Genomic DNA, 13931 nt, shown 5'->3' with positions numbered 1-13931 from the left:
TGGCGGTCGGGGGCGTGCGGGTCAGGGCCCGTCGTGCACCGGCCACGGCCCGTCGTACGACGTCAGGTCCGGGACCCGCCAGCCGTCGAGGTCGTACTCGTCGAGGCACGCGTCGGCGAGCGCCTTGTACCGGTCCAGATCCCCGCCGGCCATCGCGCCGGCCAGCAGCTCGATCCGGGTGTTCTCGTGGTTGCCGGCGTAGTTGCGCTCGTACAGCTCGTGCCGGCCGCCGAACTCGGAGCCGACGGCGTCCCACAGCAGCTTCATCACCTTGACCCGGTCGACCGCCTCGACGCCCTGCGAACCGCGCAGGTACCGGTCGAGGTACGGTCGCAGCTCCGGGTTACGGAAGTCCTCCGTGCCGGAGTTGACGTAGATCAGGCCGCTGGCCACGTCCTGCAGGATGATCTCCCGGACCCGGGGGTAGCCGACCTGCATGAACCATCGGTATGCCATGCCGTACCGGGGATTCGGTAGGACGGCGCCGTCGTGCCAGGGCACCGGCTCGCGTGCGGCCGCCTCGGCCAGCCCGCGGAACAGGTTGCGCCACGCCAGCACCTCGCCCAGCCGGCTCTGCACGCCCCTGAAGTCCGCGGTGCCGGTCGTCTCGAGCGCCTTGGCCAGCAGACCGGCCAGGAACTCCAGCTTCACCGAGAGCCGGACAGATCCGTGGAAGGTGAACCGCTCGGTGAAGCCCGACCGTCCCGCGAACGTCTGCACCTTGGCCAGGTCACCGTAGATGAAGACGTTCTCCCACGGGATCAGGACCTGATCGAGGACGAGGATCGTGTCGTTCTCGTCCAGCCGGGACGACAACGGGTAGTCGAACGGGCTTCCCGTCACGTTCGCGGTGGCCGTGTAGGACGGGCGGCAGATCAGCTTGACCCCCGGCGCGTTGGTGGGCACGGCAGCCACCAGCGCGAATTCCCGCTTGGCCACGGGAAGGCCGTAGTGGGCGACGAAGATGTGGTCGGTCAGGGCCGAACCGGTGGCGACCACCTTGGCGCCGCTGACCACCACACCCGCGTCGGTCTCCCGCTCGACGTGCACGAACACGTCCGCCACCTCGTCCGGCCGACGCGATCGGTCCACCGGTGGGTGGACGATGGCGTGGCTCCAGTAGAGCACCTTCTCCTGCGACTGCCGGTACCACCGTCGCGCGTTGTCGCCGAAAGGCTCGTAGAAGGCGGCGTTGGCGCCCAGGGTGCCGAGGAACGACGCCTTGTAGTCGGGGCTGCGCCCCAGCCAGCCGTAACTCATCCGGGCCCAGGTGGCGATGGCACCCGCGTCGGCGACCAGGTCCTCCGCGCTGCGTGGGGTCGTGAAGAACCGGTGCGTGTAGCCGTCGCTCCCCGGAGCGTCGCAGGCCGCGGTGAGCACCGGGCGGTGCTCCTCGGCGTGCAGTGCGTCGTACAGCCGCGCCGTCATCCGGACCGGGTTGCGGAAGCCGGGATGGACCGTCACGTCACGGATCCGCTCACCGTGGAGATAGACCGCCCGACCGTCGCGCAGCGACTCGACGTACTCGTCCCCGGTGAGCGGGCGTGTCCCGGCGCTCACCGGCCGGCACCGCTGTCGGGCAGGGCCAGCCACCACGGGTTGGCGCGCGCCCACTCCACGGTCCGCGTCAGGCCCTCCCGCAGCCGCGTCTCCGCGCTCCAGCCCAGGAGCGTCCTCGCTCGGGTGGCGTCGGGGATGCGCCGTGGCAGATCCTGGTACGCGGCGCCGAGCTGCTTCGCCGTGTCGGCGGCGACGGCGCTCTGCGCGGCCCCGCTCACGGCGCCCACGAGAGCGACGGCCTCGGCGATGGTGGTCTCCCGCATGCTGCCGATGTTGAACGCCTCGCCGATGCCCCGGTCGCAGGCCCCGACGAGGATGGTGCCCTCGACGGCGTCGGCGACGTACGTGAAGCTGCGGGTCTGCCGTCCCTGGTCGTAGACGATCGGCGGCCGGCCGTTCAGTGCCCGGTGGACGCTGCGGCTGATCACGTAGGCGGGCCGCTGGCGGGGACCGTAGACGTTGAAGTAGCGGACCACGGACGCCGCGAGGCCGTGTTGCTGCACGAAGCCGAAGGTGAGGTGCTCGGCGAGCCCCTTGCTGGAGGAGTAGCACCACCGCTGGGCGGTGGTCGGGCCGAGGACCCGGTCGGCGTCCTCGCTCCAGGGCACGGCAGGATTCTTGCCGAAGACCTCGCTGGTGCTGGCGACGACGACCCGCGCCCCGACCTCCGTGGCCCGCTCCAGCACCCGCATCGTCCCGACGAAGTTGGTGTCGATCACCTCCAGCGGGTCGCTCAGGTAGGTGTCCACGCCGACCGCCGCGGCGAGGTGGTAGACCAGGTCCACCCCGGGGGTGATCGCCTCCGCCAGCCGGTCCGGGTCGCGGATGTCCCCTCGGACGTGCCGGGTGTGCCGGCGCAGCAGGTCGAGGTGCGGCGCCGGGTCACCGCCGTCCAGGACGGTCACGTCCGCCCCGGCGGTGACGAGCCGCTCCGCGAGGTGACTGCCGATGAAGCCGTATCCCCCCGTGACGACGACCCGGGGCGTGCTCATCGGCCCACCCCGCGGTAGGTGTAGCCCAGTCGTTCCAACATGGCGATCTCCTCCTTGGGCAGGTAGGCACGACCGTCGAGGACGAGGCAGCCTTCGGCGACGGGCAACCCGGCGAAGTCGAGGGACCTGAACTCCCGATGCATGGCCAGCAGGGCGACGCAGTGCGCGTCGCGCACCGCCTCCTCGACCGTCGCCGTGACGGGTAGCCCGAAGGTCTCGCGTGCGTGGACCGGGTCGACCAACGGATCGTGGATTCGCACCCGCACGCCCGCGGCCGACAGAGCGTCGACCACGCCGCGGGTCGGCGTCGCGCGCAGGTCCCCTGTGTCGTTCTTGAAGGCCAGCCCCAGGATCGCCACCGTCGCCGCCGACGGGGCCACCCCGCGGGCCGCGAGGTCGTCCAGGACCAGCCGGGCGGCGTAGCCGGGCATCTGCTGGTTGACCTCGCGACCCACCCGCGCGGTAGCGATGTCCAGCCCGTGCCGGCGGGCGGACCGCCACACCATCCAGGGATCCTTCGTCAAGCAGGAACCGCCGACGCCGACGCTCGGTCGCAGGATGTTCACGTGTCCGTTCCCCTTCGGGATGGAGTTGGCGGCGCTGATGACGTCCAGCACGTCCACCCCGAACAGGTCGCAGAACATGGCCAGCTCGTTGGCGAGGGCGATGTTGAGGTCGATCCACCAGTTGTCGGCGAGCTTGACGACCTCGGCCGCCTCCAGGGAGTCCTGCGTGAGGACCTTGGTCCCGAGCGCACGTCCCAGAAAGTCCGCTGCCGCCCGGGTGCTGTCCGGGTCGAGGCCACCGACGACGACCGGCAGGGTCTGCAACTCGGTCATCGCGGTCCCCTCGGCCAGGCGTTCGGGCGCGAAGGCCAGGGCGAAGTCTGCCCCGGCCCGCAGCCCGCCTGCCTCCAGCAGGGGACGGACGAGGTCCCGGGTCGTTCCCGGAGGGACGGTGCTCTTGAGAATCACCAGTTGTCCCGCGCGCAGGTGCTGGGCCAATGCCGTGCAGGCGGCGCGGAGGTGGTCGTCGGCCAGCGACCCGTCGGACCGTACGGGCGTGGCGACCGTGAGGAGGACGACGTCGGCCTCCGCCGACGCGCGGTGGTCGGTCGTCGACCGGAGACGGCCGCTTCCGACCCCGGCCTGGATGCGGTCGGCGAGCCCTGGCTCCCGCAGCGGCGTGGTGCCGCTGTTCAGCCGCTCCACGAGGTCGGCGTGGGTGTCGATTCCGATGACGTGGAGACCGCGGTCGGCGATCGTCGCGGCGACGCACGACCCGACGTAGCCCATGCCGACGACGGCCACGGTGGTTTGCGTACCCACGTCAGGTCCTCTCGGCCCGGGGCGCGGAGGCCCCTGCCGTCGGGCGGTTCGGCGGACCCGGCACGCCGCCCGGTGATGTGGCCCTGGCCATGCGCGTCTCCTCATCCTCGGTACACAAGACCAACTCCCGGGCCGACGCTGTTGCCGCAGCGTCGGACCGGGAGAAACGCCGGGGGAATCGGCAGCCATCGGCCGCAGTCTCTGCAGACGGTGAACTGGGGATACGCTGCGTCCCGCCCGATGCCAACCGATCCTCGTTCCCGGGCCGAGCCGCCGGCATCTTCCCCGTTGCGGTGCCGACCGGTCGGCGACCACGGGCGGCCCAGGACCGGGTCCGTCGCCGCCGGTCACCGTCGCGCGGCTTCGGACCTGCGTGCCGCACACGCCCAGGTCGAGCACCCTGAGAAATGCCGGGAGGTCCGCGGTGCCGCGACGATGGCGGTGCGACGGCGGAAGGGCCGCCTCCCGCACCATCGTCGGCACCTGCTCAGGGCCGCTGCCGACGCCGCGACGCCACCGCCTCTCGGACCGGCGTCGACGTGTGCCGTTGCCGTATCTGGTCATCCGCCGGTGCGGCGAGGCGGCGGCAGGCGCGGGCGACCGACGGTGTGCGACACCGTGAAGGAGCATGACGACGTGAATGGCCGCGAGCTGGTGTCAGCCGCCCCGGCATGCCGACTGTGTGCGGGGCCCGTGCGGGAGTGGGTGGATCTCGGAAGGCAGCCGGTCTCCAACGCCTTCCTCAAGCCCGAGGAAGTCGACTCCGAGACCTTCTTCCGGCTGGCGGTGGGCATCTGCGCCGACTGCACCATGGTGCAGCAGCTGGAGCCGATGCCGACGGACAACATGTTCCGGGCCGACTACCCCTACCGGTCCTCCACCTCCGCCGGCCTGCGCAGCCACTTCGAGGAGGTGGCCCGCCAGCTGCGGGACACCGAGCTCACCGGCGTCGACGACCTGGTCGTGGAGATCGGCAGCAACGACGGCATCATGCTCCATACGCTCAGCGCCGCAGGCGTACGGCATCTCGGGGTCGACCCGTCCGCCGGCGCCGCCGCGGCCGCCGTCGCCAGAGGGGTCAGGGTCAGGGTCGACTTCTTCGACGAGCGCTCCGCCACCGAGATCCTCGCCACCGACGGCCCCGCGAAGGTCATCTTCTCCGCGAACACGGTCAGCCACGTCGCCGACATCGACACGGTCTTCCGGGGGGTCGACCGGCTGCTCACGCCCGACGGGATCTTCGTGTTCGAGGACCGGTACGTCAGCGACATCGTCGAGTACGCGTACTTCGACCAGATCTACGACGAGCACTTCTACCTGTTCGCCGTACGGTCGGTGGACGCGATGGTGGCCCGGCTCGGCTTCGAACTGGTCGACGTGGAGCGTATCCCGATCCACGGCGGGTCGGTGCGCTACACCGTCGCCCGCCCCGGCTCCCGAGAGCGCCGGCCGAGTGTGGCGCGGATGGTCGAGGAGGAGGCCCGCTACGGCATCGGAGAGCACGAGACGTACCTCCGCTTCGGCCGACAGATCGAGCGCATCCGTACGGATCTGGTCGCACTCCTGACCGACCTGCGTGACGCGGGCCGGCGGGTGGTCGGCTACGGCGCCACGTCCAAGAGCGCGACCGTCACCAACTACTGCGGAATCGGACCCGACCTGGTGCCGTTCATCTGTGACACCACACCGGAGAAGCAGGGCCGTCTGTCGCCGGGCGCACACATACCGGTACGTCCCTACGCGGCGTTCTCGGACCCCTATCCCGACTACGCCCTGCTGCTCGCCTGGAACCACGCGGAGGAGATCATGGCCAAGGAGCGCCAGTTCGTCGAGCAGGGCGGCCGGTGGATCCTCTACGTCCCCCACGTCCGCATCGTCTGAGCCAGGTTGCCATCCCGAACCGGTCCCACAGCCCCGCCTCGGCGCCGACTCGCGGGGGCACCGCGAACGGAGGGCCGCGTCGGAGGGGAGTCAGCCACGCCGTGCGGCGGCCCGGATTCCGGACCGCCGCGCCCGTGCGTACGCCGTCGTCGTCCCAGGCGTGGAGGTCGTCGGCCTCGTCGGTCGCGGCCGGCAGACGGCGACGGCCGCGGACCGTGGTCCGCGGCCGTGACCGGACGTGGCTATCGAGACGCCTGCGACGCCGGCGCGGGCTCCCTGCCCTCGATACGCAGCAGCCGGCGCCGCTCTTCCGGTTCGACCCGCACCCGGCGGAGCGTCATCCGCAGCATCGGTGGCGCCATCACCGAGGTCACGATCGCGACGAGGATGACGATGGTGTACATGTCCACGTCGAAGACGCCCAGCCGCAGACCCACCATCGCCACGATCACCTCCACCACGCCGCGGGCGTTCATGCCCGCCCCGACGGCCAGTCCCTCCCAGCTCGTCAGCCCACTGAGCCGGGCACCCAGGTAGGCGCCCGCGAACTTGCCGGCAATGGCCACGGTGACCACCGCCGCCGCCGTCAGCGCGAGGCCGGGGTCGCGCAGTGCCGTCAGGTCCATTCGCAGACCGGCGCTGGCGAGGAAGATCGGCGCGAGCACGGTGAGCACGACCGTCCGTAGCGGCGCGAGCTTCGCCGGATCCGGGACGCGGATGAGCAGGCCCGCGACGAACGCCCCGAGCGCGGCCTCCATGCCCAGCCCGTGGGTCAGCCCCGCACCGATCAGCACGACGACCACTGTGGCGGCGACCGTGGGTCCCGCCTCGTCCGACCGGGCCACGCGCCGCATCACCGCTCGCACCAGGACCCGGCCGACGGTCGACACGAAGATGACGAAGCCGACCAGTGCCGCGACCGACACGGCCACCGAGCCGGCGCTCAGGCCGACCGTGGCGGCCGCGACCAGAAGTGAGAGCAGGAACCAGCACACCGCGTCGTCGACGGTGCCCGCCATGAGGATGAGCTGGCCCACGGTGCGGTGCAGCAGGCCCATGTCGGTCAGGGTCTTGGCGATGACAGGCAGCGCGGTCACTCCCATCGCCACGGCGAGGAAGAGCGCGAACAGCACCCGGTCCGCCGTCCCGTCACCCGCCGGCGCGGTCATCAGCAGCCCGAGGCCGGCCCCACCGAGCAGCGGCAGCAGCAGTCCGCACAGGCTCACCACGACCGCGGTACGCCGCTTGCTGCGCAGCATACCCAGGTCGAGGTGGGTGCCGGTGATGCCGACGAGGAGCAGCACGCCGAACTGCCCGACCGCGTCGATCAGGTGCATGTCACCGGCTTCGGTGGGCAACAGGAGCCGGGCCGCCTGCGGGAACAGGTGCCCGAGCAGGGAGGGGCCGAGAAGCACCCCGGCGAGCAGCTCGCCGACGATGGCGGGCATGCCGACCCGGGCGGCCAGCCGCCCGAGGACCCGGGCCGTCAGTAGCAGGACGGTGACGGCGATCAGGAAGACGAGCAGGGTCTCCGGTGCCAGCGGCGGGATGACCTCCAACGTCATCCCCTCCGCTCTCTGGGCGGCACCGCGCCCGGAGCGCCCTGCCACGCGGCCTGTAGCTGCCGCCCGGCCGCCCGGGCCGCCGTCAGGCTGGCCCAGGAGACCAGCTCCAGCAGGCGGCGGTCGTCGCAGCCGCCCAGCCGGTTGCCCGCCACCATGGCGTCGGTGACCCGGTAGGAGAAGAAGGCGGCGGTCAGGGCCAGGCGCCCACCCGCCCGGTCCGACTTCGGCAGGGTCTCGAGCGACGCCTCCAACCCGGCCCGGTCCGTGACCGCGCGCAGGCCCGCCGGGCCGGCCAGGAGGTCCAGCAGAAGCCCCCGAACGGATGCGGGCACGACACGTTCCGCGGCATCGTCGACGGCGGCACTGGCCCGGGCGAAGGCGGTGGTCAGGGTGGCGTTCGGGCGGGCCCAACCGAGATCGGGCGGCAGCGGCGCCGGCGGAAGCAGGTCGAGGTCCGCTCCGGGGGCGACACCCCGGCGAGCGAGCCGGGCCATCGTCACGGCGGCGAGCCAGCGCGCGACCCGGGCCGCGCGCGGAGTCATCGCGACGGGCAGCGGGGACGGGGCCAGGAAGACGTTCACCATGCGATTGAGGTAGTGGAACAGCACCGCGACACCGATGAGTTCCGGGATCTCGGCGGGATCCACCCGTGGCGGGAGCACCGCCCCGGCGGGGGTGCCGTCGTGGCGGAACCACTCGACGATCGCCCGCAGCCGCGGCTCGGTGACCTCGGCGAGCCGGTCGTCGATCAGGGCGCGGGCGTCCGGCCCGCGCAGCAGCCCTCGCAGGGCGCTGCCGTGAACGTCCACGCAGTACGGGCAACGGTTGGCCAGGGACACCGCCGCGGCCACCGCCTCCTTCGTGTCACGCCGGACCAGACCGTCGACCAGCAGTGCCTCTCGCAGCATCAGCCAACAGGCGGCGAGCACGGGGGGAGAGGCGGCGTGCAAGGTCACCGGTGGCGCGAGCAGGCCGAACTCCCGTTCGAGCCGCCGGTAGACGTGCCGGACCGCGGCGGGCGCACCCCGCACCGGCACGGGGCTCAGGTGCTCGATGTGGCTCTGGGTGATCCCACGGGTCAGCCGGGCGAGCAGGGCGCCCATGGGCACCCCGCCGCCCTGAGTCGGGCCGCCGTTCACCTGAACCGTCGCAGGCTCGGGTCCCCTGCCCGGGTGCCGTCCGGCGACGGCGCGCCGTACGTTACCGCGATGCCGCGCTGCTGCGCGGCCCGCACCAGACCCGGCACCGCGCGTTCGGCCAGGGCCGCGATCGTCAGCGCCGGATTGACGGTCAGCGCCGCCGGCACCGCCGACCCGTCGGTGACGAAGATGCCGGGATGGTCGCGGAGCTCGTGCCGGTCGTCGAGGGCCGACGTCGCCGGGTCGTCACCGATGCGGCAGGAGGACAACGGGTGCACGGTATACGCGCCGACCTGGTCGTTCGTCCACGGCCGCACCCGGGCCAGACCGTCGCGTTCCAGGATGTCCCGGACGTCGGCGTCGGACTCGGCCCAGCCCCGGAGCGTGTTCTCCGTCGGGTCGTAGCGCAGCGAACCACGTCCGAGCATCTGCTGCGCGATCCGCTCCGCGTTGCCGCGCGCCGGAGGCGCCCCGAAGACGCCCTCGTTGTCGTCCTCCGTCATGGCGAACACCGTCAGCCAGGAGCGCCACTGGCGCAGCATCTCCTTCTTCTCCCGGCCGAACCAGGTCGGCCCGGCGGCGCCGGGCGCCTGGGCGAGGATGGTGCCCAGACCCGGTGGGAAGTACAGCTGCTCCAGCGAGTAGCGGCTGTACTCGGGCAGCGACCCGTCGAGCTTGTCCCAGGTGGCCACGCACGGGCCCTTCCCGATCTGGTGCGCCTCGTACGCCGTGCCGTCACCGCGGTCCAGACCGAGGAGCTCGCGGGCCCGTTCGTCGTTCACGACGGCGGTGTTCAGGCGTTCCCCGTTGCCGGAGAAGTAGCGGCCGACCGCCGGTGGCATCGTGCCGAGTTCCGACTCGGAGCGCTGGAGGATGACCGGGGTGGCGCCGGCTCCGGCCGCGAGCACCACCATCTTCGCCTCGATCACCCCGCCGCCCCGGGTGACGCGGTAGTCCTCGTCGTCGATGACGTCGTAGTGGACCCGGTAGCCGCCCTCCGGGGTCCGGGACAGCCGCTGCACCTCGTGCAGCGGCCGGATCTGCGCGCCGTGCGCGAGCGCGGCGGGCAGGTAGTTCAGCAACAGGGAGCGCTTGGCGTCGAAGCGGCAGCCGGCCATCATCCAGTTGCAGTTGGTGCACCTGGGCTTGTCGATCGCCGACGGAACCGGGTTCGCGGTACGACCGGCGTGGGCGCAGGCGGCGGCGAACAGGCCGCCGGCGAACGGCACGTCGTTCCAGGACTGCTCGGTGACGGGCAGCGCCTCGCTGACGATGTCGTACCACGGGTCCAGGGTGTCGCGGTTGATCGAGGCCGGCCACATCCGCCGCCCGCGGCCGCCGGTGCGTTCGAAGACGAAGCGGGGCGCCCGCGGCATGGTGGCGAAGTAGACGACGCTGCCGCCGCCGACGCAGTTGCCCGCGAGAACGCTCATGCCGTCGCCGACCGTGAAGTCGAAGATCCGGGTGTAGGACGAGCCGAGGAGGAAGTCGTGGTCGAACTCGCTGCTGTCGAGCCATGGACCTCGCTCCAGCACCACGACCCGGGCGCCACCGGCCGCGAGGTGGTACGCCGGGATCGCGCCGCCGAAGCCGCTGCCCACGACGATGACGTCGGTCTGCTCGATGCTGGTCATGCGGGGCTTCCCGTCGCCGTGGTCTGCGGATGGATGTCGGCGAGTTGCCGCTGGTAGGAGAAGTGCGGGAACCGCCAGAGGTCGTCCTCGTTCGGTTTGCTGAAGCCGAGGATGGACAGGCCGGGGTGCCCCTGGTCGAGGGCAGCCGCGGTGGACAGGTGCGGCGCGCTGTCGAACGCCATCGTGCAGAAAAGGGCAGCGCCGAACCACACCTCGCGTTCGGGGTGGGACGGGTCGGTGAGGTCCTGCACGAGGGCCGTGCGGTCGTCGAATTCGAGGGCGACGAACGCGGGCACCGCCGGGTCCAGGGTGAGTTGTCGAGCCCGAGCGTAGGCCTGCGCGTGCATGTTGAGCAGCCCGGCCATGCCGTCGAGCGCCTCGGCCAGCCCGAGGGCGGGGTGAGCGAGCAGGTCGAGGGCGCCGGCTTCCACGGCGCCGGCGTCGTCCACGACGCCCGCAATGGCCCGATCGCCGGGGAAGCGTTTCGTCCCAGGGATGATCGTGTCGGCGAACGCTTCGAGCGTCGCCGTCCGTACCGGGTCGGGCGTCGGCTGCCCGGCCGTCACGGTTGCCCGTCCAGGGTGTGCGACAGCCCGCCCGCGGTGGCCGCGGGCGGGTCGAACTGACCCGGCCGGCGTCCCGGACCAGCCGGGCCGCGGTAGGCCTGCGCGATGTCGAGCCAGCGGTCGGCGTCCGCGCCGACGGCGGTCAGCGCGAGGTCGTCCCGGTGCCGTCGACGGGTGGCGAGAAGGCAGAGGTCGACGGCGGGGCCGGTGATCAGTTCGGCGTCCTCCGGTCCGTACACCCACAGCGCGCCCGAAGGGGCGGTCAGCTCGTACCGGAAACCCCGCTGGGGTGGGGTCAGGTTGCGGCTCAGGTAGCCGAAGTCCCACGTCTGCACGGCGAAGCCGACGACGTGCCGGATCCGGTCGTTGTGGTCGCGCCGTATCCCCAGGGCGTCGGCGATGTCCTGACCGTGGCCGAACAGCTCCATCATCCCGGCGGCGGCGAGCACCGGCGCCGGCAACGGGCGGACGAGCCAGGGCACCGTCTGCCCCGCCGGTACGGCGGCGAGCGCCTCGACCGCGTCGGTCCACTCCTCGCGCCACCGTCCGCGCAGCGCCGCCGAGCCGGTGTCGAGGTACCGGGACAGCGCGGCGGTCACGTTGACGTCGAAGTCGTCGCCGAGTTGCGCCATCAGCGCCTGGAACGCCGGGGCGTCGGATGCCGCGACGGCGGCCATCCGGAAGACCGCGCACAGGTGGGCGACCTGGTGCCGCACCTGCCAGCCGGGCGCCGGTGTCGAGCGGGTCCAGTCCTCAGGACCCAGGTCGGCCAGGATCTGATCGAGATCCGCGCAGTCGTCCGCCAGATCAGCGAATACGTTCGCCTTGTCCATTCCGAATTCCTCTACGAGCTTGAGGTGGCCCCTTTTCCGCCGGCCATGGCGTCATTCGGACGACACGGGGACGGGCGCGAGTGGGGGAGGTCGCGAATTTCAGCGTGCCGAGGAGCGCGGGCCGAGTCCTCTTCCGCTGTGCGCTCCTCCCGGTGGCACGCTTCCCGGATCCACGAGCGCCGACGCCATCGGCGCGTCGCCTGGTCGCGCGGGTCGACTACGCACAGCGGGAGAAGAATCGCGCGTCCTGTTGGCTGACGATGGAACGGCCGTCCAGCGGTGACGGTTGCTCTGCAAATCACGGCAGGAAAGTGGGAACGATGCCCACCATCGTCGGTTCGCTACGTCGGTACGCGTTGGCCCCGTCATTGCGGGAGGTCGGCTTTGCCGCCCGCGGGTTCCCGGGCATCTTGTCGGAGGCGACGCGCCAACTCGAGGCGATTCCCCAGACGGTGGTGTGCGGCTTCGAGTGGGGTATGGAGTCCCGCGACCTGTGGGAGGTGGAGCGCCGCCTCGCGCTGATCGACCCGTACCAGCGCGGATTCGCCTATGAAGGCGCGACCATGGCGTTCACCATCCGGGATGCGATGGCGATGAACCGCACCCGTCGGGCGCGGGACCTGCTCGCCGGCCCAGGTCGTCCCCACACCTTTCTCAACTACATCGGCATCGGCTTCGCGATGGCGCGGTTGCCCCGGCCGCTCTGGCGCAGGGTGGTGCCGGACCTGGCCGGAACGCCGTACTACCCGACGATGAGCTGGCTCGCGGTCGACGGATACGGCTTCGACCGCGCCTACTTCGACACCGACCGGTGGGTGGGGAGGCTCGAGCGGCCCGCCCCGTACCCGTGGGAGGGCTCACCCGACTACTTCCTGCGCGCCGTGGACCAGGGGATCGGCCGCGCGCTCTGGTTCATCCACGGCGGCCAGGTCGACGGCGTCGCCGCCGCGGTGGGGCGGTTCGCCGCCGGCCGGCGGGCCGATCTGTGGAGCGGCGTCGGACTGGCGGCCACCTTCGCCGGCGGCTGCGACCGCGCCGGGCTGGGAACGTTGCGCCGGCACGCGGGCGCGTACCGGCCGCACCTGGCACAGGGAGCGGTTTTCGCAGCCCGCGCCCGAACGTTCTCGGCCGCCGTGCCGCCGCACACCGAGGACACCGTCGCCGTGCTGACCGGGCTCTCCGTCGCCGCCGCGTCGGCGCTCGCCGACGACGTCGCCGGCAACGGATTCCCGTCCCGCGGGGAGCCGGCGTACGAGGTGTGGCGCCAGCGGGTGCGAGCCCACTTCGACGCGGAGCCGTCGGGCACGACGGCGCACTGACTGTGACGCGGCGGGGATCTCCCGCCGCAGGAAGACGTTGCCGCAAGCGAGCCGCGTGGGTACCCGGCCCGCTCGATCGGCGCTGACCACGTAAGGGGTACCAGTGGGTTTCATCGGTTCGCTGCGTCGCATCGTCCTGACGCCGGAGGTGCACAACACGTACGTGAGCGTGCGGGGCTTCCATGTGAAGTCACCACAGGCGCAGGGACTCCTGGAGACGATCGGTCGGACGTTCCTCGAGGGCTACGGCGACGCGGCCGCGGCCGGGCGGGTGGCCGAGATCGAGCCGGCCCTCGAGCGGATTCCCGAGCGGTTCCGCGGATTCGGCTACGAGGGCGCGGCGATGGCACTGGCCATCCGCGACGCCCTACCGTTCGGCGGCGGGAAACTGGAGGAGTTCCTCGCCGGCCCCGGCGACCGGCACGTCTACATGGCGTACGTCGGCATCGGGTGGGCGATGGCACGACTGCCCCGATTCCGGTGGCCCATGCTGCACACCCCGGACCCGCTGCTGCGCTGGCTCGCCCTCGACGGGTACGGATTCCACCAGGCGTACTTCCGTACCCGGCGGTACGTCTTCGAGCACTTCCAGCCGGAGCGGTTCCCGTGGCCGGTCGACGACGACACGGGCTACGCCAACCGCGCCATCGACCAGGGGATCGGCCGGGCGCTGTGGTTCGTCGGCGGAACCGACGTGCTGCAGGTCACCCGACTCGTCGACGGGTTCGCCGAGTCCCGCCGGGCCGACCTGTACAGCGGCGTCGGCCTGGCCGCCACCTACGCCGGCGGCGCGGACGAGACGGAGCTGCGCGAACTCTGGCGCCGCGCCGGGGCATACCGCGCCCACCTGATCCAGGGCTCCGCGTTCGCAGCGGCGGCCCGGGTGCGCGCCGGGCTCGTGGTCCCGCACGTGGAGACCGCCACCCGCCTGTTCTGCGGGCTCCCGCCGGTCGAGGCGGCGGCGGTCACCGACCGCGCACGGCCTGGTCATTCCCTGCCCGGCGAACCACCGGCGTACGAGATCTGGCGGAGCCGCATCCGGAAGACGCTCGCCATCGGCCGGTACGACCGTGCGTCGGACACCCGCTAGCACTGCGGTCGCGACCGCGACCAG

General features: G+C 72.0%; 11 protein-coding genes. 3 read left to right on the top strand and 8 right to left on the bottom strand.

What is annotated here, in order from left to right:
• Positions 1-21: 21 nt before the first annotated feature.
• From ABT006_RS26035 to ABT006_RS26025, 3 genes are read right to left on the bottom strand one after another with little or no spacing between them, the layout of a single operon-like run.
• A complete protein-coding gene (locus tag ABT006_RS26035; RefSeq protein ID WP_350710486.1) occupies positions 22-1560 on the bottom strand; it encodes a 4-hydroxyphenylacetate 3-hydroxylase family protein in 1539 nt (512 codons plus the stop codon).
• Positions 1557-2552 carry an NAD-dependent epimerase/dehydratase family protein gene (locus ABT006_RS26030; protein WP_350710484.1) on the bottom strand — a complete coding sequence of 332 codons (996 nt, stop codon included), beginning with the start codon at positions 2550-2552 and terminating at the stop codon, positions 1557-1559. Before ABT006_RS26030 ends, ABT006_RS26035 begins: the two co-directional genes overlap by 4 nt.
• The gene (locus ABT006_RS26025; RefSeq protein ID WP_502891022.1) at positions 2549-3880 is read right to left on the bottom strand and encodes a nucleotide sugar dehydrogenase; all 1332 of its coding nucleotides are present in this window, start codon (positions 3878-3880) and stop codon (positions 2549-2551) included. The genes ABT006_RS26030 and ABT006_RS26025 overlap by 4 nt, the downstream gene beginning before the upstream one ends.
• A gap of 678 nt (positions 3881-4558) precedes the next feature.
• Between ABT006_RS26025 and ABT006_RS26020 the strand changes: the two genes are divergently transcribed.
• Positions 4559-5761: a methyltransferase domain-containing protein gene (locus ABT006_RS26020; protein ID WP_350710549.1), complete on the top strand. Its 1203-nt coding sequence runs from the start codon at positions 4559-4561 to the stop codon at positions 5759-5761.
• A gap of 242 nt (positions 5762-6003) precedes the next feature.
• On the opposite strand, the gene ABT006_RS26015 is transcribed toward ABT006_RS26020, so the two are convergent.
• The 5 genes from ABT006_RS26015 to ABT006_RS25995 are packed head-to-tail and all read right to left on the bottom strand — an operon-like array spanning position 6004 to position 11498.
• Entirely contained in the window at positions 6004-7326 is a 1323-nt protein-coding gene (locus ABT006_RS26015; protein WP_350710482.1) for a cation:proton antiporter, read from the bottom strand.
• Positions 7323-8429, bottom strand: coding sequence for a carboxymuconolactone decarboxylase family protein (locus tag ABT006_RS26010; protein ID WP_350710547.1), 1107 nt, complete (start codon positions 8427-8429; stop codon positions 7323-7325). Before ABT006_RS26010 ends, ABT006_RS26015 begins: the two co-directional genes overlap by 4 nt.
• A gap of 32 nt (positions 8430-8461) precedes the next feature.
• Complete coding sequence (locus ABT006_RS26005) at positions 8462-10099, bottom strand: GMC family oxidoreductase N-terminal domain-containing protein (RefSeq protein ID WP_350710480.1); 1638 nt, start codon at positions 10097-10099, stop codon at positions 8462-8464.
• Positions 10096-10665 carry a DUF5987 family protein gene (locus ABT006_RS26000; protein WP_350710478.1) on the bottom strand — a complete coding sequence of 190 codons (570 nt, stop codon included), beginning with the start codon at positions 10663-10665 and terminating at the stop codon, positions 10096-10098. The genes ABT006_RS26005 and ABT006_RS26000 overlap by 4 nt, the downstream gene beginning before the upstream one ends.
• Complete coding sequence (locus ABT006_RS25995; RefSeq protein ID WP_350710476.1) at positions 10662-11498, bottom strand: TIGR03084 family metal-binding protein; 837 nt, start codon at positions 11496-11498, stop codon at positions 10662-10664. The genes ABT006_RS26000 and ABT006_RS25995 overlap by 4 nt, the downstream gene beginning before the upstream one ends.
• Before the next feature lie 320 nt (positions 11499-11818).
• On the opposite strand from ABT006_RS25995, the gene ABT006_RS25990 reads away from it, so the two are divergent.
• Both ABT006_RS25990 and ABT006_RS25985 read left to right on the top strand, forming a co-directional pair.
• A complete protein-coding gene (locus tag ABT006_RS25990; protein ID WP_350710474.1) occupies positions 11819-12817 on the top strand; it encodes a DUF1702 family protein in 999 nt (332 codons plus the stop codon).
• Positions 12818-12920: 103 nt separating this feature from the next.
• On the top strand, positions 12921-13907 hold the full coding sequence (locus ABT006_RS25985; protein ID WP_350710472.1) for a DUF1702 family protein: 987 nt from the start codon (positions 12921-12923) through the stop codon (positions 13905-13907).
• The last annotated feature ends 24 nt before the right edge of the window (positions 13908-13931 follow it).

The organism is Micromonospora sp. NPDC002717, assembly GCF_040295705.1.
Taxonomy (GTDB): Bacteria; Actinomycetota; Actinomycetes; order Mycobacteriales; family Micromonosporaceae; genus Micromonospora.
Note: the sequence above shows the minus strand (reverse complement) of the source record. Positions and strands in the feature narration are given on the sequence as shown.